Origin of the sequence: Archangium minus, from assembly GCF_044360475.1 — a bacterium.
GTDB lineage: Bacteria > Myxococcota > Myxococcia > Myxococcales > Myxococcaceae > Archangium > Archangium minus.
Window position 1 is genome coordinate 1,317,581 of the sequence record NZ_CP043494.1, and the last position, 20,841, is coordinate 1,338,421.

The 20,841-nt window shown below is 67.3% G+C and carries 16 protein-coding genes; 5 read left to right on the top strand and 11 right to left on the bottom strand.

The window, feature by feature from the left end; translation table 11 throughout:
• Positions 1 to 5: 5 nt before the first annotated feature.
• Positions 6 to 4,262 carry an adventurous gliding motility protein AgmC gene (gene agmC / locus F0U60_RS05615; protein ID WP_395814992.1) on the top strand — a complete coding sequence of 1,419 codons (4,257 nt, stop codon included), beginning with the start codon at positions 6 to 8 and terminating at the stop codon, positions 4,260 to 4,262.
• Between the two features lie 117 nt (positions 4,263 to 4,379).
• Positions 4,380 to 4,964 carry an NIF family HAD-type phosphatase gene (locus F0U60_RS05620; RefSeq protein ID WP_395814995.1) on the top strand — a complete coding sequence of 195 codons (585 nt, stop codon included), beginning with the start codon at positions 4,380 to 4,382 and terminating at the stop codon, positions 4,962 to 4,964.
• Positions 4,965 to 4,974: 10 nt separating this feature from the next.
• On the opposite strand, the gene F0U60_RS05625 is transcribed toward F0U60_RS05620, so the two are convergent.
• The 6 genes from F0U60_RS05625 to F0U60_RS05650 form a co-directional block, all read right to left on the bottom strand.
• The gene (locus tag F0U60_RS05625; RefSeq protein ID WP_395814998.1) at positions 4,975 to 5,721 is read right to left on the bottom strand and encodes a glutathione S-transferase family protein; all 747 of its coding nucleotides are present in this window, start codon (positions 5,719 to 5,721) and stop codon (positions 4,975 to 4,977) included.
• Positions 5,722 to 5,776: 55 nt separating this feature from the next.
• Positions 5,777 to 6,424: an SGNH/GDSL hydrolase family protein gene (locus F0U60_RS05630; RefSeq protein WP_395815001.1), complete on the bottom strand. Its 648-nt coding sequence runs from the start codon at positions 6,422 to 6,424 to the stop codon at positions 5,777 to 5,779.
• Positions 6,425 to 6,659: 235 nt separating this feature from the next.
• On the bottom strand, positions 6,660 to 7,007 hold the full coding sequence (locus tag F0U60_RS05635; RefSeq protein WP_395815004.1) for a hypothetical protein: 348 nt from the start codon (positions 7,005 to 7,007) through the stop codon (positions 6,660 to 6,662).
• A gap of 469 nt (positions 7,008 to 7,476) precedes the next feature.
• A complete protein-coding gene (locus F0U60_RS05640) occupies positions 7,477 to 9,495 on the bottom strand; it encodes a hypothetical protein (RefSeq protein WP_395815007.1) in 2,019 nt (672 codons plus the stop codon).
• Between the two features lie 32 nt (positions 9,496 to 9,527).
• Positions 9,528 to 9,962, bottom strand: a complete 435-nt coding sequence (locus F0U60_RS05645; protein WP_395815009.1) for a hypothetical protein — start codon at positions 9,960 to 9,962, stop codon at positions 9,528 to 9,530.
• 380 nt (positions 9,963 to 10,342) lie between these two features.
• The gene (locus F0U60_RS05650; RefSeq protein ID WP_395815012.1) at positions 10,343 to 12,361 is read right to left on the bottom strand and encodes a hypothetical protein; all 2,019 of its coding nucleotides are present in this window, start codon (positions 12,359 to 12,361) and stop codon (positions 10,343 to 10,345) included.
• On the opposite strand from F0U60_RS05650, the gene F0U60_RS05655 reads away from it, so the two are divergent.
• Both F0U60_RS05655 and F0U60_RS05660 read left to right on the top strand, forming a co-directional pair.
• Positions 12,360 to 12,662, top strand: coding sequence for a hypothetical protein (locus tag F0U60_RS05655; protein WP_395815015.1), 303 nt, complete (start codon positions 12,360 to 12,362; stop codon positions 12,660 to 12,662). The genes F0U60_RS05650 and F0U60_RS05655 overlap by 2 nt on opposite strands.
• Before the next feature lie 11 nt (positions 12,663 to 12,673).
• Positions 12,674 to 13,306, top strand: a complete 633-nt coding sequence (locus tag F0U60_RS05660) for a hypothetical protein (RefSeq protein WP_395815018.1) — start codon at positions 12,674 to 12,676, stop codon at positions 13,304 to 13,306.
• 143 nt (positions 13,307 to 13,449) lie between these two features.
• On the opposite strand, the gene F0U60_RS05665 is transcribed toward F0U60_RS05660, so the two are convergent.
• The 3 genes from F0U60_RS05665 to F0U60_RS05675 form a co-directional block, all read right to left on the bottom strand.
• Positions 13,450 to 14,040: a hypothetical protein gene (locus F0U60_RS05665; RefSeq protein WP_395815021.1), complete on the bottom strand. Its 591-nt coding sequence runs from the start codon at positions 14,038 to 14,040 to the stop codon at positions 13,450 to 13,452.
• Between the two features lie 227 nt (positions 14,041 to 14,267).
• A complete protein-coding gene (locus tag F0U60_RS05670) occupies positions 14,268 to 15,098 on the bottom strand; it encodes a hypothetical protein (protein WP_395815024.1) in 831 nt (276 codons plus the stop codon).
• Positions 15,099 to 15,201: 103 nt separating this feature from the next.
• Positions 15,202 to 16,074 carry a hypothetical protein gene (locus F0U60_RS05675; RefSeq protein ID WP_395815027.1) on the bottom strand — a complete coding sequence of 291 codons (873 nt, stop codon included), beginning with the start codon at positions 16,072 to 16,074 and terminating at the stop codon, positions 15,202 to 15,204.
• A 300-nt stretch (positions 16,075 to 16,374) separates the two neighbouring features.
• Here F0U60_RS05675 and F0U60_RS05680 point away from each other — a divergent pair, with 300 nt between their 5' ends.
• Positions 16,375 to 17,862 carry an N-6 DNA methylase gene (locus F0U60_RS05680; RefSeq protein ID WP_395815030.1) on the top strand — a complete coding sequence of 496 codons (1,488 nt, stop codon included), beginning with the start codon at positions 16,375 to 16,377 and terminating at the stop codon, positions 17,860 to 17,862.
• Between the two features lie 7 nt (positions 17,863 to 17,869).
• On the opposite strand, the gene F0U60_RS05685 is transcribed toward F0U60_RS05680, so the two are convergent.
• Together F0U60_RS05685 and F0U60_RS05690 are read right to left on the bottom strand one after the other, a co-directional pair.
• Positions 17,870 to 19,435 carry an ATP-binding protein gene (locus F0U60_RS05685; protein WP_395815033.1) on the bottom strand — a complete coding sequence of 522 codons (1,566 nt, stop codon included), beginning with the start codon at positions 19,433 to 19,435 and terminating at the stop codon, positions 17,870 to 17,872.
• 178 nt (positions 19,436 to 19,613) lie between these two features.
• Positions 19,614 to 20,627, bottom strand: a complete 1,014-nt coding sequence (locus F0U60_RS05690) for an endonuclease/exonuclease/phosphatase family protein (protein ID WP_395815036.1) — start codon at positions 20,625 to 20,627, stop codon at positions 19,614 to 19,616.
• Positions 20,628 to 20,841 lie beyond the last annotated feature (214 nt).

Sequence of the window (20,841 nt, forward strand, 5' to 3'; positions counted from 1 at the left end):
TGCATATGAAGAACGGACTCTTCAAGAAGTGGCTCGCGGCGGCGCTGTGCGTGCTGGCCCTCGGCTCGACCGCGGCGCTGGCCGAGCCGGATTCGTTCGGGTTGGGCACCGGGCGCAATGGCGCGCTCTCGGTGACGACCGCGGGCACCGTCATCAACAGCTATGCCCAGGTGACGGGACCCCTGGCGCCGGGCGATACCACTGTTCCCGTGGGGACGTGCCTGGGCGCTCCCTCCTGCTTCGCGGCCGGCGATCTGGTGATGGTGCTCCAGACGACCGGTCTCGTCCCGGTGCCCCCCTCTGGAGGCACGGGGGCCATCGACATCTCCAATGATCCGGTGGGCCGCTGGGAGTTCGCGCGGCTGACCTCGGTCACGGGCTCGACGCTCACCCTGACCGCTCCGCTCATCCACTCGTATGCGGCCAACGTGACCCAGGTCATCCGGGTTCCCGAGTACACGACCGTCAACCTCACCACGACTGGAAGGCTCATCGCATCCCCCTGGAACGGGAGCGCGGGTGGCATCATCGCGTTCCTGGCTACGGGCGCGGTGAGCAACGCCGGGCAGATCAACGCCAACTCCGCCGGATTCCGCGGCGGCATGTACGTCGATGATGACTCCAGTACGACAGCCTGTTCGGGGCTGGATGAGGACGCCCCCAAGGGCGCCCAGAAGGGCGAGGGCATCGCCGACGTGCGTTACGGTCCTGCTCATACTGGGCGTGGCAACGTGGCCAACGGGGCCGGAGGTGGCATCTGCTACAAGTCCGGTGGCGGAGGCGGTGGTAACTACGGGGCGGGTGGTGTGGGTGGGCGCTCGGAGGGCTCCTTCGATGGAGCCAGGCTCGTGGGCGGGTTGGGAGGCACGGCGCTCGTCTATTCGATGCTGAACCACCTCACGCCAGGCGGAGGCGGTGGTGCTGGTCATGGTGCGGACGGCTCGGGCGCGCCGGGTGGGCGTGGCGGTGGCATCATCTTCATCCGGGCCAACCAGCTCACGGGCACGGGCACCATCCAGGCCTCGGGTGGTTCGGGCGGCTCCTCGGCCGAGGATGGAGGCAGTGGCGGTGGCGCGGGTGGCTCCATCTACCTGCGTTTCGCCGGCACGGCCGCGTGCGGTTCTGTCTCTGCCAATGGTGGTGTGGGTGGCACGGTGAACACCGGCCGGGTAGGCCCCGGCGGTGGTGGTGGCGGTGGACGGGTGTTGTTCCAGGCCGCGCTGGGAGGTACCTGCAACCTCATCCTCGTTGGTGCCGCGCCCGGCAACCAGCAGGATCCGACGGCTCCCGACGGCACGACCTACGGGGCGACGGTGGGCGCCAATGGCAACTCCGTCACCTTGACGGGCGGCTTCGTCGTGCCATCCGTGCCCTCGGTGACCACGCCGGCCGATGGCCTCATTACCAGCAACCGCCAGCCCGATATCCGCGGCAAGGCCCAGCCCAACACCACGGTGGTCATCTACATCGACGGGGTCGAGGTCGGCCGGACCATGTCCAACGCCAGCGGCGATTACATCTTCGGCCTGCCCTTCGCCCTCTCCGAGGGCAATCACACGGTGCAGGCGGCCACGGAGCTCAATGAGGTGCAGAGCCCCAGGAGCGCGGCCAACACCTTCACCGTGGATGTCACCGCGCCCGCGGCGCCGGTGGTGAGCGCGCCCGCGGACGGAGCCCTGCTCAATACGTCCAAGCCGGCCATCACCGGAACGGCGGAGCCCCACAGCACCGTCACGGTCATCATCGATGGCGTGGCGGTGGGCACGGTGAAGGCGGACGCGGCAGGCAACTGGAGCTACACGCCGACCACGGCCCTGACGGAGGGTCCGCATACGGTGAAGGCGACGGCGAAGGACGCGGCGGGCAACATCAGCCCCGAGTCTGCTCAGAACTCCTTCAGGGTGGACACGGCGGCACCCGCGGCCCCCACGGTGACGACTCCGAGCGAGGGCGAGTACCTCAAGACGCCCACGCCGGCCATCACTGGGAAGGCGGAGCCTGACAGCACCGTCACGGTCATCATCGATGGCGTGGCGGTGGGCACGGTGAAGGCGGACGCGGCGGGCAACTGGAGCTACACGCCGACGACGCCGCTGGGGGAGGGTCCGCACACGGTGAAGGCGACGGCGACGGACGCGGCGGGCAACACCAGCCCCGAGTCCTCCGTGCGCAACTTCTTTGTGGACACGGTGGTGCCCGTGGCGCCCGTGGTGGTCTCTCCCGGCTCGGGCTCGGTGGTGAATGACTCCACGCCGACCATCACTGGAACCGCCGAGGCCAACAGCACCGTCACGGTCATCATCGATGGCGTTCCCGTCGCGGTCGTCCCCGTAGACGCGTCTGGTGCCTGGACCTATACGCCGACCACGCCCCTGCTGGATGGCTCTCATGAGGTGAAGGCGACGGCGACGGACGCGGCGGGCAACACCAGCCCCGAGTCCGCCCAGAACTCCTTCATCGTGGACACGGCCGTTCCGGCGGTGCCCGCCGTGACGGCTCCGAGCGAGGGCGCTCACGTGAAGACGCCCACGCCAGTCATTACGGGCACGGCGGAGCCGGGCAGCACCGTCACGGTCATCATTGATGGCGTTGCGGCGGGCACGGTGACGGCGGATGCCGCGGGCAACTGGAGCTACACGCCGACCACGGACCTTACGGAGGGTCCACACACGGTGACGGCGACGGCGAAGGACGCGGCGGGCAACACCAGCCCCGAGTCCCCCGTGCGCAACTTCACCGTGGACACGGTCATTCCGGCGGCGCCTGCCGTGACGGCTCCGGGCGAGGGCGCTCATGTGAAGACGCCCACGCCGGTCATCACGGGCACGGCGGAGCCCCACAGCACCGTCACGGTCATCATCGACGGGACGGTGGTGGGCACGGTGACGGCGGATGGCTCGGGCAACTGGAGCTACACGCCGACGACGTCGCTGGATGACGGTCCGCACACGGTGAAGGCGACGGCGACGGATGCGGCAGGCAACACCAGCCCCGAGTCCTCCGTGCGCAACTTCTTCGTGGACACGGCCGTTCCGGCGGCGCCCACTGTTTCGACTCCGGCCAATGGGACCGTGGTGGGCACGAAGACTCCGGCCATGACGGGCACGGCGGAGCCCCACAGCACCGTCACGGTCATCATCGATGGCGTGGCGGTGGGCACGGTGAAGGCGGACGCGGCAGGCAACTGGAGCTACACGCCGACCACGGACCTGTCAGAGGGTCCGCACACGGTGAAGGCGACGGCGACGGACGCGGCAGGCAACATCAGCCCCGAGTCCGCCCAGAACTCCTTCACAGTAGACACGGGGTCTCCCTTGGCTCCTTCCGTGACGGCTCCGGGCGAGGGCGCTCACGTGAAGACGCCTACGCCGGTCATCACGGGTACGGCGGAGCCGGGTAGCACCGTCACGGTCATCATCGACGATGTGGCGGTGGGCACGGTGACGGCGGACGCCGCGGGCAACTGGAGCTACACGCCGGCCACGGATCTGTCGGACGGCCCGCATTCGGTGAAGGCGACGGCGAAGGACGCTGCGGGCAACATCAGCCCCGAGTCCAACGTGCGTCACTTCATCGTGGACACGGTTGTCCCGGCGGTGCCTGCCGTGACGGCTCCGAGCGAGGGCGCTCACGTGACGACGCCTGCGCCGGTCATCAGCGGCACGGCGGAGCCGGGCAGCACCGTCACGGTCATCATCGACGGAGTGGAGGTGGGTACTGCTCAGACGGATGCGTCCGGTAACTGGAGCTACACGCCGGCCACTCCGCTGACGGAGGGCCCGCACACGGTGACCGTCCGCGCCACGGATGCGGCGGGCAACACCAGTGAGGGGAGCGCGGGCCACTCCTTCACCATCGTCCAGGACAGCGCCGCGCCGGACACCACCATCACCTCCGGTCCGGTGGGTACCACCTCGGAGAACAGCGCGACGTTCACGTTCGACTCGAACGAGCCGGGCGTGACGTACGAGTGCAGCCTGGATGGTGCCGACTTCGCGCCGTGCTTGTCTCCGGTCACCTTCACGGGCTTGTCCGAGGGCGAGCACACTGTCCGGGTGCGCGCGCGTGACGCCGCGGGCAACGTGGACGCCACTCCGGCCACCCGGACCTGGACCGTGTCCGCTGATTCGGGGAACACGGGCGGGGACATCGCCTTCCTGGGCGATGGCGTCGGCTGCTCGGCCACGGGTGGTGATGCATCGCTGGTGCTGGTGGGCCTGGGCACGTTCCTGACGCTGGCCCGCCGTCGCCGTCGTCAGTAACCCGCTCCCTGGCTGAATCTTGGGCCGGGCTCCCTTCCCTCACGGGAGGTGGGGCCCGGCTTTTTTCGTGTCCCCGTGCAGCAATGGGGCATACCGTTTCGGTGTGGGACCACTGAGATGACAGACACGGACAGGATCCTGCTGATCCTGGATTTGGATGAGACGTTGATCCACGCCAGCACCGAGCGGCTGGAGCGGGCAGAGGACTTTCGTCTGTTCGACTATTACGTCTATGTCCGGCCGTACGTGGAGCGCTTCCTGACGGAGTGCGCGGTCCACTTCCGCCTCGCGGTCTGGTCTTCTGCTTCCGACGACTACGTGGGCGAGGTCGTGAAGAGGATCTTCCCCCGGGAGCTCACCCCTGAGTTCGTCTGGGGACGGAGCCGGTGCACCTTCGCGCTCGACCGCGCGTGGGTGCAGGAGGCCGGGTATCTCGATCCGGGCAGCCACTACAACTACGTCAAGAAGCTGCACAAGCTGAAGCGGAAGGGATACAGGCTGGAGCGTATCCTCATCGTGGATGACACCCCGGCCAAGTGCATCCACAACTATGGCAATGCCATCTACGTGAAGGAGTACAACGGGGAGGAGGATGACAAGGAATTGCCAGCCCTCTCCCGGTACCTGGCAACCCTCAAGGACGCCATCAACGTGAGGACGCTCGAGAAGCGCCTCTGGCGGTCCGTGTACGGGAGAACGTGAGGCTTCCGGGTCAGCGGGCCACCGGCGCGGGGCGATGCTCGGTGTAGAGCTGGTCCCTCCAGCGGAGCAGGTCCGCGAACCGCTCCGCGAGGGCTGGGTGGGCCCAGGCCTTCCTCTGGCCCGGCCCCAGCGGGATGAAGCTCCCTCCCACGGGCTGGATGAACTGGAGTGTCACCGCCATGGTGACGTCCGCATACGAGAATGTGCCGGTGAGGAACCGCCTCCCTTGGAGCGCCGCACGCAGTTGCTCCAGGCTGGGTACGACCGTGGCGAGCAGGAGCGCCTCAGGGTCGGATGCCGCCTCATGCTTGCTCGCGAGGAAGCTCCCCGCCATTCGTGCCATGGGCTTCAACGGGCCCCGCGCCCACGCGGGGACGAACGAGGGGAGGCTCTCCACCTGGGCCTCGGGGAACTGCATGAGCCGTTGCACCATGTACGCGCGCCCTACGCGCAGGATCGCGTCACTTCGCTGCTCCCATTGCTCGATCTCCGGGAGCGACGTCGCGGGGAAGAGCGGGGTGCCCTGGCCCTCACGCTCGGCCCGCTGCGCGATCGCGTAGGAGCCCATCGTGGCACCCGAGTCCTCCAGCAGGAGCGGTACGGTGCCGCGTCCCCCGGGGGGCGCATGGCGTCGCAGGCGCAGCTCGCCGAGGAGCGGGATGTGCTCGCGGTACTGGTACGCCAGACGATGGTGGTCCATCGCCCACCGTGCCTTCTCGGTCCAACCGGAGTAGCCCAGGCCTACGAGGGTTCGCATGACCGGTGACTCTCCTCGCACTCCGCTCCCATGGCAACTGCGCGGCACACCCGCATCAGGGCGCCGCTTCGACTCCGGCGGGGCGGAGCTTCACCAGCTCCCTCCAGAAGCAGCGCCGCACCTCGGAGGCGCCACGCAGGCTGGGCTCGATCGTGGAGGTGAACCAGGAGGCGTCGCCCTCGAGGAAGTGCCTGTGCAGATCGACGAGGACGCCGTGCTCCGAGGCGAGCTCGGAGATGAGGTTGTTCATCCTCTGGTGGTTGCCGCGAGCCCGCTCCACCGGCACGCCGGTGAAGTTGTGGCGGTCATCACCCACCGTGGGGTCGTACACGTTCGCGATGAGCACCGGGCGGATGGGCAACGCCGTGAGGAAGGCGGAGAGCTTGCGCCGGAACTCCTCGAAGCCAGGGCCCGCGTCCAGGAGTAGGCCCTGGAGCAGGTCGTTGCCGCCTACCGAGACGAGCGCCACCGCAGGCCCGTGGCTCTTCACCCCGCGCAGCTGGCGCGGAAGGGAGTTCACCGTCCCCCCATCCTGTGCGAGCTGTTCGAGTCGCCCACCCCCGAGTGTGCTCAGGTCCTGTCCGCGGAACTCGGGGAAGAGGTCATCCCGGTTGCGCACCAGCAGCTCGCCGGGCGAGACGCCGTAACGGTTGTAGTGGCCACAGTCGAGGACCGAATCGCCAAAGGTGAATACCGTGAGCATGCTCCGCCTCCGTGAGAGCGCTGTCATCTTCCAACCCTGGGGTGGGGGCGAGTACCGGGCAACGGGCCTGCGGTACACGGACCTGAGCACTCGCTCGCCCGCCTGGAGCCCAGGACGTGAGCTGATGTCCGCTCGCTCGCGAATCACATGGGGGCAGACGTCTTGCGCGATGGACTGGGAGGGGCGGGACTTACGGCGGCCGTGCGCTTCCAACCGTGGCGCGAGGGATGAATCCTCAGTGAAGGGGCTGGCCGAGGGAGTCCAGGACGGGGCGGCGAGTGGGGAGGGTGTGGTGCTCGTGGTCGTAGAAGCACTCGGGGCCGAGCAGGGAGATGAGCTCGCGCTCGCGTGCAATGCCCGCCTCGGTGCCAGCCTCCGTGGGCAGCTCGTAGGGCTGGACGAGGACGAGCTCCTCTCCAAGCGTTTTGCGGCAATTGGGGGGCAGTGAGTCGAGTCGCTCGCCGAACATGCGGACGAAGGGGGGGCCGTAGAAGTTGCGCCAGACGAGACCCGCCAGTCCTTTGCTGTAATCGGGCACGGTGGGGACCTCTTCCGAGTAGGTGAACTCCTTTCCTCCTTCCATGGGAGTGCTCTTGTGGACGAGCAGCCACTGCTTGGTATGAAGATCCGTTTTCAGCCCGGCAAGCGCCAGCGGAACCTGAAACAGGCGCATCACCTCGAGCACTTGCTTTGTATGGGACGCACGCCATGCGGCTTTCGATGCATGGCTCGCGGAAGCCAGCCAAGAAATAGCACCCGTGTAGGGAGGAGCACCGGTCATGATGGGATAAATCGAGATGAAGTCCCGATCCGTGCGGGCCGCCACGAACAGTGTTCCATGCTCTTCATAGTGGGCCACTAGCGCACCCAAATCCATGCGGCTCGGCTCAATGGCCTTATCCAAGGCCGAGGACCCATAGCGCCTGGGCTCGAACCATCGAAACTCACGAAGAGCGAGAGCTAGAAATCTCTCCACCACCGCGCAGGATGGTCTTTCGGGTGGAAGATCAAAATTCGTATCGATGTATTTCACGGGCATGTTGTGAATGGGATCACGGATGACGTCGAATGGTTGCCTTGCGCTGACGTGATAGACGGGTCAATTCTCTTTGGAGGGGCTCGGAAAGGTGCGTAGCCCCATCGGGATGTCTGGCGGAGCGGACCCACAGTTCGAGGTGGCCACCGTATTGGTTCACGTAATCAATCATCGCCTTGAGATTGCCGGAGTGGGAGAGTTCCTTGCGAGCCTTGGACTCGACGAAGGAGTAGGGCTGTCCCCAGACCAGTTCCGTGGGGTTTTCCTTCACCGAGTCGGGGATGAAGCCTTGGGCGCGGCTGCCCGGTGGCGGCATCATCATGGCGGTGTTGCGCTCGTACTGGTGAGCTTGGAGGATGGCGTCCTCGAAGGCGTTGCCCGCTGGGCGGTTCTTCAGAAGGGTTTCGTAGAGGCGCTCCCAGTGCGCGTCCGGCTGGAAGGAGAAGCGGCGGTACTTCTCCGGGTGGCGGAACTGGTAGTCCACCCAGCGTTGCGCCTTGTGGGCTGGGGTGCCGGGCAGCAGCCGGCTGCCGTCCGGCAACGTGCGCACGCCCAAGAGTGGCACCTTCTGGCCTGCTCGCAGGGCCCCGGCCGCCTCGCGCAACGGTGCTTCCAGGCCGCGAGCCACCCGCTGGAGAAAGCGCGATTCCTCCAGGGTGAAGGTGTGGCCCCGCGAGGCCTGTGCCAGCAGGCGCTCAATCTCCTTGGCGTCCGCTGGTGACAGGTGCGAGGCCACACGCGAGAGCACCTCCACCTCGCCCAGGCCCCGGCCGGTGAGCAGCGCCAGCCGCTCGGCGTCCCCACCGGCCTTCATCAGCACGGCCCCAGTGACGAAGGGCAGCAGCACGCCCAGTGCACACACCACGCGCTGGGGGCGCGTGAGGGTATGGCCGGTGAAGCCGAATCCGGTGACGGCCGCCCGCGCGTCCGTTAGCTCGCCCACGCCCGGTGTCAGGCCCACCAGCAACTCCAGCACCAATTCCTCGGCGCGGTGGGCCTCCGGGTCGAAGGCCTCGTTGTAATCCAGGTGCACCGGAGCCAGACGGCCTAGCTGCACCGCGCTGGCCAGGGCCGAGCGGCTCGCGAGCAGGTAGAGGGCCACCTCGTCGGGGGTGCGCTTGAGGAAGTCCGGGTCCTCGGTATGGGCGTAGGCCCAGGCGAGGGTGGCGTTGCCCAGGGCGCGCAGGGAGTGCTCGCGCAGGGGCGACTCGCTCAGGAGGTAGCCCGGGGCGAGGCGGCGCGGGGGTGGGGCGTAGGTGTCCAGCAGCTTTCTTCCCCACGCTTCGTAGTCGGCCAGTTTGCGCTGCACCGCGCGCCAGCGCTCCTCGCGTCGCCGCTCCTCTTGCAGCAGCACCGTGTAGCGCGCCAGGGGAGAGGGTGCTGTCTCCAGCGCCTCCTCCGGTTGCAGCAGCACCTCGCGCTCCAGTGTCTTCAGCGCCGCCAGTCCCTCGCGGCGTGCCGTCTCGGAGAGTCCGGTGGATTGCAAGGCCTTGCCCTGGTGACGCAGGAAGGCCTCGTAGGGCGCCTGGGGCCGAGTGGCCGAGAGCACCGGGCCCGTGGACTCCACTTCCTCGCGCCACGGGCCTTCACCGCGGCGCAGCGTCAGCACCACCTCGCCGCGCTGGCCGCGCACATACCGGTACACCGCCCACTCCAGCAGACTGTGGAAGCTCTCCTCTTTCACCGCTCCCAACTCACTGCCCGTTCCCTCGTGCGTGCGGAGGCCGAGCAGCCGGACACGCTCGCCCTCCATGCGTAACCCCAGGGCCAGCCACGCCCCCGCGCGCCTCAGCCCACGCGCCGCTGCCCACGCTTGGGCGCGCACCTCCTTCGTCCCCTCCAGCACCTCGGCGCCGGTGTGGGCCGAGGCCCTCCTGCCCAGGCTCCCCTCCCCATGCTGGGAGGCCAGCGGGCCCGTGCCCGGTGACTCCAGGGCGAGCGCCAGGCGCGGGCCAGGGCCGCTGCCCGTGTGGCTTCGGCACGCGGCCACCGTCACCAGCAGTACGAGTGGGAGAAGAACCGGGGGTGTTCTCATGGACGCGTCGAGGGGGGCGCGCAGTCTACTCCTCAGTGAAGGGGCTGGCCGAGGGAGTCGAGGACGGGGCGGCGGGTGGGGAGGGTGTGGTGCGCGTGGTCGTAGAAGCACTCGGGGCCGAGCAGGGAGATGAGCTCGCGCTCACGAGCAATGCCCGTTTCGGTGCCAGCTTCCGTGGGCAGTTCGTAGGGCTGGACGAGGACGAGCTCCTCGCCGAGCGGTTGGCTGCACCCGGGGGGCAGAGAGTCGAGCCGCTCGCCGAACATGCGGACGAAAGGAGGGCCGTAGAAGTTGCGCCAGACGAGTCCCGGGAGTCCTTCGCTGTAGTCGCGCACGGTAGACACCTCTTCCGAGTAGGTAAATGGCTTTCCTTGCGCGGGAATGTTCTTGTGCACGAGTCGCCATTGCCTGGCATGAAGCTCCGCGTCCAGGCCGGCCAGGGCCAGAGGGGAACGGACGAGTCGCATGAGCTCAATCACCTGCACACCATGGGCTGCGCGCCAGGAGGCTTTCGAGGTGAAGCTGGCGGACGTCGTCCATGTGATTGCGCCCGTGTAGGGAGGAGCGCCTGTAGAGGTGGGATGAATCCAGAAGAAGTCCCGGTCCGTGCGTGCCGCCACACACAGGTGGCCATTCTCTTCGTAATAGGCAACGAGAGCGCCGAGATCCAGGCGGGCCGGGTCAATGGTCTCTGAGAGCGATACGGAACCATAGCGCCTGGGCTCGAACCACTTGAATTCGCGGAGAACGAGGTTGAGGAACTCTCTCACGACGACGTCTGAAGGGCGGCCAGGGGGAAGTCCAAGCTGAGTCTGGAAATATTTTAGAGGCATGTCAAAGGGACGAGCTACGGATGGTGTCTCAGGGTTGCTTTGTTTTGGTTCTTCAGTCTGCTGAGAAAATCCAGGAGTGGTTTCGACAGGTGCGTAGCTCCATCGGGATGGTTGGCGGAGCGGACCCACAATTCAAGATGGCCACCATATTTGTCGACGTACTTGAGCATTGCCTCGAGGTTGCCGGAGAGGGGGAGTTCCTTGCGAGCCTTGGACTCGACGAAGGAATAGGGCTGTCCCCAGACCAACTCCGTGGGGTTGCCCTTCACCGAGTCGGGGATGAAGCCCTGGGCGCGGCTGCCCGGTGGCGGCATCATCATGGCGGCGTTGCGCTCGTACTGGTGGGCCTGGAGGATGGCGTCCTCGAAGGCGTTGCCCGCGGGCCGGTTCTTCAGAAGGGTTTCGTAGAGGCGCTCCCAGTGCGCGTCCGGCTGGAAGGAGAAGCGGCGGTACTTCTCCGGGTGGCGGAACTGGTAGTCCACCCAGCGTTGCGCCTTGTGGGCTGGGGTGCCGGGCAGCAGTCGGCTGCCGTCCGGCAACGTGCGCACGCCCAAGAGTGGCACCTTCTGGCCTGCTCGCAGGGCCCCGGCCGCCTCGCGCAACGGTGCTTCCAGGCCGCGAGCCACCCGCTGGAGAAAGCGCGATTCCTCCAGGGTGAAGGTGTGGCCCCGCGAGGCCTGTGCCAGCAGGCGCTCAATCTCCGTCGCGTCCGCTGGTGACAGGTGCGAGGCCACACGCGAGAGCACCTCCACCTCGCCCAGGCCCCGGCCGGTGAGTAACGCCAGCCGTTCGGCGTCCCCGCCGGCCTTCATCAGCACGGCCCCAGTGACGAAGGGCAGCAGCACGCCCAGTGCACACACCACGCGCTGGGGGCGCGTGAGGGCGTGGCCGGTGAGGCTGTGGCCGGTGACGGCCGCCCGCGCGTCCGTTAGCTCGCCCACGCCCGGTGTCAGGCCCACCAGCAACTCCAGCACCAATTCCTCGGCGCGGTGGGCCTCCGGGTCGAAGGCCTCGTTGTAATCCAGGTGCACCGGAGCCAGACGGCCCAGTTGCACCGCGCTGGCCAGGGCCGAGCGGCTCGCGAGCAGGTAGAGGGCCACCTCGTCGGGGGTGCGCTTGAGGAAGTCCGGGTCCTCGGTATGGGCGTAGGCCCAGGCGAGGGTGGCGTTGCCCAGGGCGCGCAGGGAGTGCTCGCGCAGGGGCGACTCGCTCAGGAGGTAGCCCGGGGCGAGGCGGCGCGGGGGTGGGGCGTAGGTGTCCAGCAGCTTTCTTCCCCACGCTTCGTAGTCGGCCAGTTTGCGCTGCACCGCGCGCCAGCGCTCCTCGCGTCGCCGCTCCTCTTGCAGCAGCACCGTGTAGCGCGCCAGGGGAGAGGGTGCTGTCTCCAGCGCCTCCTCCGGTTGCAGCAGCACCTCGCGCTCCAGTGTCTTCAGCGCCGCCAGTCCCTCGCGGCGTGCCGTCTCGGAGAGTCCGGTGGATTGCAAGGCCTTGCCCTGGTGACGCAGGAAGGCCTCGTAGGGCGCCTGGGGCCGAGTGGCCGAGAGCACCGGGCCCGTGGACTCCACTTCCTCGCGCCACGGGCCTTCACCGCGGCGCAGCGTCAGCACCACCTCGCCGCGCTGGCCGCGCACATACCGGTACACCGCCCACTCCAGCAGACTGTGGAAGCTCTCCTCTTTCACCGCTCCCAACTCACTGCCCGTTCCCTCGTGCGTGCGGAGGCCGAGCAGCCGGACACGCTCGCCCTCCATGCGTAACCCCAGGGCCAGCCACGCCCCCGCGCGCCTCAGCCCACGCGCCGCTACCCAGGCCTGAGCGTGCACCTCCTTCGTCCTCTCCGGCACCTCGGCGCCGGTGTGGGCCGAGGCCCTCCTGCCCAGGCCCTCGTCTCCTGACGTGGAGGCCAGCGGACCCGTGCCCGGTGACTCCAGGGCGAGCGCCAGGCGTGGGCCAGGGCCGCTGTCCGTATGGCTCCGGCACGCGACCACCGTCACCAGCAGTACGACCGGGAGAAGAACCGAGGGCGTTTTCATGGACGCGTCGAGGGGGCGCGCAGTCTATCCCGGTCTCTGGAGCGCGAGCTCCCTTCATCGCCACCTCCTCCAGTTCCTGGACTGGCTGGCGCGATTGCTGGAGCGCGAGGCCCGGGGGCGTTTCGTGCACGAAGAGGTCAAAGCCCAGTTGCGAGGGAGCCTTCGGTACAGACACCAGGGAGTGGACGTGGTTGACCTGACGACGGGCCGCAAGTACGAGCTTCTCTCCGGCACGGACTCGAATCTGGCGCGTCAGGGCAGGCGCATGGCGGGCGAGCTCTTCCGGATGCTCACCTTCTGAAAGGGGTAGCCATGGATTGGCTCGGGAACGTCGTCTTCACGGACCGGGAAATCACAAACGAGAGGTTGGAGCTGACGGACAAGGATGCGAACTACATCCTCGGCCCCAACCTGACGCTGAAGAACTGTACCCTCGTGCTGAAGGTGTCCGCTCGGCGCCTGAGCCTCAAGCAAGCCCGGTTCATTGACTGCACCTTCGAGGTGAAGCAGGAGTTGAAGAACTACCAGAGCTGGGTGGCCGCGTCCCTGAAGGGCTGCCGCTTCAAGGGGCGGCTGAGGGGGTGCGACTTCGGGCACTGGCCTGAATACAGCAGCCTGCCCTGGTATCAGCACGGCTCCATCGAGGACTGTGACTTCACCGAGGCCCGCCTGGATGGCTGCCGCATCATGGGCTCCGACCCCGCCACCCTCCGCTTTCCCAAGTGGCCGTGCTTCACCATCCTGGACCCCATAGGAAGAAGCCGTGAGCTCAACAGCGTCCAGTGGCCGGGCCGGTTTGGCCGCGTCATCATCGAGGAACTGCACACCCAACCGACTCCGACCCGAGCGCTGACCTATCATGCCCCCTCGGTCGCCAGCCGTCAGGAGACCACGGAGGAAGAGCTCCGGGCCGTCCTCGAGAAGTTCGACTGCATCGTCTACTGACCCGAACCTCCAGCCCAACCTCAACATCCGGCTGTTCCTGGTGGCCCTGGAGGAGCGCCGGAGCAAGGTGGAGCAGGAGAGCCGCCGCCCCACGTTCTCCCCGCGGGAGCGCCCTCTCAATGCGACGCCCTGAGCAAGCCGGCTCAGTGAAGGGGCTGGCCGAGGGAGTCGAGGACGGGACGGCGGGTGGGGAGGGTGTGGTGCGCGTGGTCGTAAAAGCACTCGGGGCCGAGCAGGGAGATGAGCTCGCGCTCACGTGCGATGCCCGTTTCGGTGCCAGCCTCCGTGGGCAGTTCGTAGGGCTGGACGAGGACGAGCTCCTCGCCGAGCGGTTGGCGGCACTCTGGGGGCAGTGAGTCGAGCCGCTCGCCAAACATGCGGACGAAGGGGGGGCCGTAGAAGTTGCGCCAGACGAGGCCCGCCAGTCCTTTGCTGTAATCGGGCACGGTGAGCACCTCTTCCGAGTAGGTGAACTCCTTTCCTCCTTCCATGGGAGTGCTCTTGTGCACGAGTCGCCATTGCTTTGCATGGAGATCCGTCTTCAAGCCGGACAGGGCCAGTGGGACCTGAAACAGGCGCATCACCTCGAGCACCTGCTTTGTATGGGACGCACGCCAGGAGGCTTTCGAGGCCTGGGTAGCGGACGTCATCCAGGAAATGGAACCCGTGTAGGGTGGAGCTCCGGTGGTGATGGGATGAATCGAGATGAAGTCCCGATCGGTGCGGGCGGCCACGAACAAGGTTCCATGCTCTTCGAAGTGGGCCACGAGCGCACCCAGATCGATGCGACTCGGGTCGATGGGTTTATCCAGAGCCGCCGACCCATGACGCCTGGGCTCAAACCAACGAAAATCACGAAGGATGAGGTCGAGAAACGTTCCTACCACTGGGCAGGGAGGTCGTCCGGGGGGAAGCCTGAAGCGTGTTTCGAGGTATCGGGTGGACATGTCTTGGATGGACATCACGGGTAGAGGCGAAGGATTGCCTTGCCTTGTTCTTTCAGGTCGTTCAGTTTGTCTAGGAGCGGCTCTGACAGGTACGTAGCTCCATCAGGATGTCTGGCGGAGCGGACCCACAGCTCGAGGTGGCCACCGTACCGGTCCACGTAGTCAATCATTGCTTTGATGTTGCCGGAGAGGGAGAGCACCTTGCGCGCCTTGGACTCGACGAAAGGGTAGGGCTGCCCCCATATCAACTCCGTGGGGTTGCCCTTCACCGAGTCGGGGATGAAGCCCTGGGCGCGGCTGCCCGGTGGCGGCATCATCATGGCGGCGTTGCGCTCGTACTGGTGGGCCTGGAGGATGGCGTCCTCGAAGGCGTTGCCCGCGGGCCGGTTCTTCAGAAGGGTTTCGTAGAGGCGCTCCCAGTGCGCGTCCGACTGGAAGGAGAAGCGGCGGTACTTTTCCGGGTGGCGGAACTGGTAGTCCACCCAGCGTTGCGCCTTGTGGGCTGGGGTGCCGGGCAGCAGCCGGCTGCCGTCCGGCAATGTGCGCACGCCCAGCAGCGGCACCTTCTGGCCCGCCCTCAAGGCCCCGGCTGCCTCTCGCAAGGGCGCCTCCAGGCCGCGTGCCACCCGCTGGAGGAATCGCAACTCCTCTTCAGTAAAGGTGTGGCCCCGCGAGGCCTGTGCCAGCAGGCGCTCAATCTCCTTGGCGTCCGCTGGTGACAGGTGCGAGGCCACACGCGAGAGCACCTCCACCTCGCCCAGGCCCCGGCCGGTGAGCAACGCCAGCCGCTCGGCGTCCCCACCGGCCTTCATCAGCACGGCCCCAGTCACGAAGGGCAGCAGCACGCCCAGTGCACACACCACGCGCTGGGGCGCGTGAGGGCGTGGCCGGTGAGGCTGTGGCCGGTGACGGCCGCCCGCGCGTCCGTTAGCTCGCCCACGCCCGGTGTCAGGCCCACCAGCAACTCCAGCACCAATTCCTCGGCGCGGTGGGCCTCCGGGTCGAAGGCCTCGTTGTAATCCAGGTGCACCGGAGCCAGACGGCCCAGTTGCACCGCGCTGGCCAGGGCCGAGCGGCTCGCGAGCAGGTAGAGGGCCACCTCGTCGGGGTGCGCTTGAGGAAGTCCGGGTCCTCCGTATGGGCGTAGGCCCAGGCGAGGGTGGCGTTGCCCAGGGCGCGCAGGGAGTGCTCGCGCAGAGGAGACTCGCTCAGGAGGTAGCCCGGGGCGAGGCGGCGCGGGGGTGGGGCGTAGGTGCTCAGCAGCCTGGTGCCCCACGCCTCGTAGTCGGCCAGTTTGCGCTGCACCGAGCGCCAGCGCTCCTCGCGTCGCCGCTCCTCTTGCAGCAGCACCGTGTAGCGCGCCAGGGGAGAGGGTGCTGTCTCCAGCGCCTCCTCCGGTTGCAGCAGCACCTCGCGCTCCAGTGTCTTCAGCGCCGCCAGTCCCTCGCGGCGTGCCGTCTCGGAGAGTCCGGTGGATTGCAAGGCCTTGCCCTGGTGACGCAGGAAGGCCTCGTAGGGCGCCTGGGGCCGAGTGGCCGAGAGCACCGGGCCCGTGGACTCCACTTCCTCGCGCCACGGGCCTTCACCGCGGCGCAGCGTCAGCACCACCTCGCCGCGCTGGCCGCGCACATACCGGTACACCGCCCACTCCAGCAGACTGTGGAAGCTCTCCTCTTTCACCGCTCCCAACTCACTGCCCGCTCCCTCGTGCGTGCGGAGGCCGAGCAGCCGGACACGCTCGCCCTCCACGCGTAACCCCAGGGCCAGCCACGCTCCCGCGCGCTTGAGCTTTCGTGCAGCTGCCCACGCTTGGGCGCGCACTTCCTTCGTCCCCTCCAGGACCTCCGCTCCGGTGTGGGTCGAAGCCCTTTGGCCCAGTCCGCCTTCTCCAGACTGGGAGGGCAGTGGACCGGTGCCCGGTGATTCCAGGGCGAACGCCAAGCGCGGGCCAGGGCCTCTGTCCGTATGGCTTCGGCACGCGGCCACCGTCACCAGCAGTACGACCGGGAGAAGAACCGAGGACGTTCTCATGGAGGTGTCGAGGGGGCGCAGTCTATCCCGGCCTCCGGAGGTGCGGCTGGGCGCTCCGTCTGATACGAACGGCTGCGAGCGAGCCCCATCATGAGCAACCCCTCCCAGCAAATCGTCCAGCGGCTCTGGAACTACTGCAACGTCCTGCGCGACGACGGCCTGTCCTACGGCGACTACGTGGAGCAGCTCACGTACCTGCTGTTCCTGAAGATGGCCCACGAGCAGACTCGGCCGCCGTACAACCGCGAGTCTCCCGTCCCCAAGGGGTTCGACTGGCCGAGCCTCATGGCCAAGGACGGCGACGCGCTTGAGACGCACTACCGCCACATCCTCGAGACCCTGGGCAAGAAGAAGGGGATGCTGGGCCTCGTCTTCCAGAAGGCGCAGAACAAGATCCAGGATCCCGCCAAGTTGCGCCGGCTCATCGTGGATCTGCTCGACCGCGAGGAGTGGATGACGCTCGACGCGGACGTGAAGGGCGATGCCTACGAGGGCCTGCTGGAGAAGAACGCCCAGGACACCAAGAGCGGGGCGGGGCAGTACTTCACACCGCGCTCGCTCATCCAGGCCGTCGTCGAGGTGGTGGCCCCCCAACCGGAGGAGACCGTCTGCGATCCAGCCTGTGGCACCGGCGGCTTCCTCCTCGCCGCGCATGACTTCGTCGCCCGGAACAACAAGCTGGACCGCGACCAGAAGAAGCACTTGAAGAAGGAGGCGCTCCACGGTTGGGAGATCGTCCCCAACACCGCTCGTCTGTGCGCCATGAACCTGCTGCTACACGGCATCGGTGACGACGGGACTCCGCCCATCCGGGTGGAGGATTCGCTCAATGGGGATCCGGGTGAGCGTTTCGATGTCATCCTCACCAACCCACCGTTCGGCAAGAAGTCGAGCGTCAACGTGGTGAACGAGGAGGGCGAGCAGGAGCGTCAGGCGCTCACCATCGTCCGGGAGGATTTCTGGGCGACCACCAGCAACAAGCAGCTCAACTTCGTGCAGCACGTGAAGACGCTGCTGAAGGTGAATGGCCGGGCGGCGGTGGTGATTCCAGACAACGTCCTCTTCGAGGGTGGCGCAGGTGAGACCATCCGTCGCAGGCTGCTGCACGAGTGCGACGTGCATACGTTGCTGCGGCTTCCCACCGGCATCTTCTACGCGCAGGGCGTCAAGGCGAATGTCCTCTTCTTCGAGCGCAAGGAGGCCAGTGCGAAGCCCTGGACGCAGAAGCTGTGGATCTACGATCTGCGGACGAACCAGCACTTCACCTTGAAGGCAAACCCGCTCAAGCGCGAGGACCTGAACGAGTTCGTGGAGTGCTACAAGCCGGGCAACCGGCATGCGCGCAAGTCCACGTGGTCCGAGAAGAACAACCCCACGGGCCGCTGGCGGGCCTACTCCTACGAGGAGCTGCTCCAACGAGACAAGGTGAGCTTGGACATCTTCTGGCTCAAGGACGAGAGCCTGGAGGACTCAGCGAACCTGCCGGATCCGGACGTCATCGCCGGAGAAATCGTGGAGGACCTGCGCACAGCCCTGGAGCAGTTCGAAGCCATTCAGACAGACCTGGCCCGCGGTTGACTGCTCCTCAGTGCACCTGCTGCGACGAGCCCGTAGGCGGTCGCGGCTCGGGAGGCGTCGGGCTGGCGGCCGACAGCAGCGGGAGCGCCACGTAGAAGGTGGAGCCTCGGCCCACCTCGCTCTCCACCCAGATGCGGCCACCGTGGCGCTCCACGATGTCGCGACTGATGTAGAGGCCTAGTCCCAGTCCGCCGTAGGACGTGACGGAGACGTTCCGGGCGCGGAAGTAGCGCTCGAAGAGCTGCTCCTGCTGGTCGTGGGGGATGCCGATGCCCTCGTCCGCTACGGAGAGCAATGCAAAGTCGCCGCGCACGTCCAGCGTCACGCGCACGGTGCTGTCCCCGGGGCTGTATTTGAGGGCGTTCTCCAGCAGGTTGGCGATGACCTGCTCGAGCCGGTACGGGTCTCCGCGGATGCGGACCGGCTCCTCCGGATGCGAGTAGTCGATGCGGTGCTGGCCGCGCTCGGCGTCCATCACCGTCAGCGCGCGCTCCACAATGGAATCCAGCCGGGTGGGTTCGAAGTGCAGCGCGAGCCGGCCCGCCTCGATGCGCGAGGCATCCAACAAGTCGTTGATGAGCGCTGCCAACCGCACCAGGTGCTGACGCGCGTGACGCAGCAGCGTGGGGTCCACCGGCTCGTGGCGCTCCAGCCGGCGCTCGAGACTGGCCAGGCGCAGCGAAAGCGGGGTGAGGGGTGTTTTCAGCTCGTGCGAGGCGATGGTGAGGAAGTCGTCGCGCACGCGGATGGCCTCCTGGGCCTCGCGGAAGAGGCGAGATCGCTCGGCCTCCGCGGTGCGTTGCTCGGTGACGTCCTCGACGATGCCCACGCCCCCCTCCACCTCGCCGCATTCATTGAGGCAGGGCGCGAAGTGGACGCGCACCGGCGTCACCTTTCCCGCGGTGATGGAGCGGTAGTCCCCTTCGTAGGACGCGTGGCGTCCCTCGAGCACCTCGCGCACGCAGGTCATGATGGACTCGTTCTGGAGCGAGAACAGGTTCAACCCGATGAGCGCCCGCTTGGAAGAGCCCAGGAGGCGCACGAAGTAGTCGTTGCACGCCAGGAGGGTGGGGGTTGTGTCGAAGTGGAAGAGCCCCATGGGCGCGTTCTCGAAGACGAGCTGATAGACGCGCTCTCCCGTGGAGGCCGGGTGGAGGGCGCGCGTGCGCACCGCGGAGGACAGCCGCTCCAGGGGCTCGTCGGTGTAGTCGGGGAACTCGGGCGTGCGTCGCAGCACCACGGTGATGCGCTCTCCGCCCTCCGACTCGGCGGCACCCACCGTCACTTCCAGCTCCAGCTCCGGTCCACCCCGGCACAGCAGGGAGGCCCGAACGGGTCGCCCGCTCAGCGCGCGCCGCCGTCTCAGCAGGTAGCGCAGGAAAGACTGCCCATCGAAGGCATGCAGACGCTGAGGAACAAGGAGTTCGAAGGGTTGTCCCGCCAGCTCCATCAGCTTCCAGCCAAGCAGGCGTTCGGCGGCAGGGTTCAGGTAGAGGACGCGCTCGTTGCCATCGCAGGCCACGAGGGGATCCGCCATCGCATCCATCAGTACCCTGAAATCATCGCCAGACATGCATCCCTTTCGTGCGAGAGGGCCACCTCCTTAGAGCCTACAGGTTGGCTATGGCTTTGCTGACCCGTGAGTCCTCCCGAACCGGATGCCGGAGGGCCGAAGCCCGGCTCGCGAAGCAGGCAACAGACCGATGGCTTGGGTTGCCTGTCTGCTGCGCAGCAGGGGGAGCAGGGGCAGCTCATGCCCCGGGAGGAGCGGACGGCTCGCTGGAGGCTGGGGAGGGCGGCGCGACGTGCGCGGCCGGTGGTTCCAGTTGGAAGCGCGCGATGAGCGGCATGTGATCCGAGAGCCCATGGAAGCGGCTGCGCGTGTCCCCGAAGGGGCGCGTCTCGTCAGCGTCCAACCACCGCACCCCTTCCCCGGAGAAGATGTGGTCCAGGTGCATGCGCATGTGCATGAAGCCGGCGGTGGGGAAGCCTCGCGCGAGGCGCGGATCTATCTGGCCTACCGCCGCTTGAGCGCTGGTGAGGCGGGCCTCGTCGCAGAAGTAGTGGAAGACGGGCGAGGCGGGAGGCGAGTTGAAGTCCCCACAGATGATGAAGGGCTCGCCGGCCGCTCGGTGCCGCACCAGTGTGCAGAGAGCGCGCGCCTCGTGGAGCTGGTTGATGCCGTTGCCCATCTTGTCCCGGGTGGCCCAGAAGGCACGCGAGAAGGGCGTGGGCAGGCTGAGGTGGGTGTTGAAGACGTGGAGGGGCAGTCCGTCCTCTTTGCGCAACAGCCGCATGTGCGCGCAGATGCGGCTCTGCTTGCGCTCGCGCAACATCCGCACGTGGTGGTGCGTGATGTGGTGGGGCGCGTCCACGTTGTGGGTGTCCACCGAGAGCCGCTGGGTGTTGACGATGATGGCCAGCCCGGTGGTGTAGAGCGAGAACTCCCCCACCTTGTAGTGGTGGGCGCGGAAGTAGAAGGCCTCGTAGGGCATGGGCCGGCGGAGGTTGGCGAACGTCTCCTCCATGCGCCCCATGAAGGCCTCCAGTTGCGTCTCGCCAGGGCGAGAGCGCCGGTGGGCAACGCTGCTGCGGAAGGACTGGGTCTCCACCTCCTGCAGGCAGATGATGTCCGGTAGCGGCTCCAACCCGGCCAGGGCCGCCGCGACCCGCCGCTTGGGCCCCAGCGTGCTGGCGAGCCCGCGCAGGGCATGTCCGAAGTAGCGGACGTTGTAGCTGACGATGCGTAGAGGCGTGTGGGCCATACTCGCTCGTGAGTCGTGTGGAAGCGGAAAGTAGGGGGAACGTATTGCCTCTAGCGCCTGGGGGGGAGCGCCCCGGTCCTCGCGTGCCACCCCAGACCTGGATATCGCGCCCTTGCTGGGGTTGCCCGGTCCCCCCGGGAGCATGCGGACCTCACGTCCCCGCCGGACGAATGCACGGCGGGTGGGCGGGGTGGGCATGGACGCCAGGCAGGCG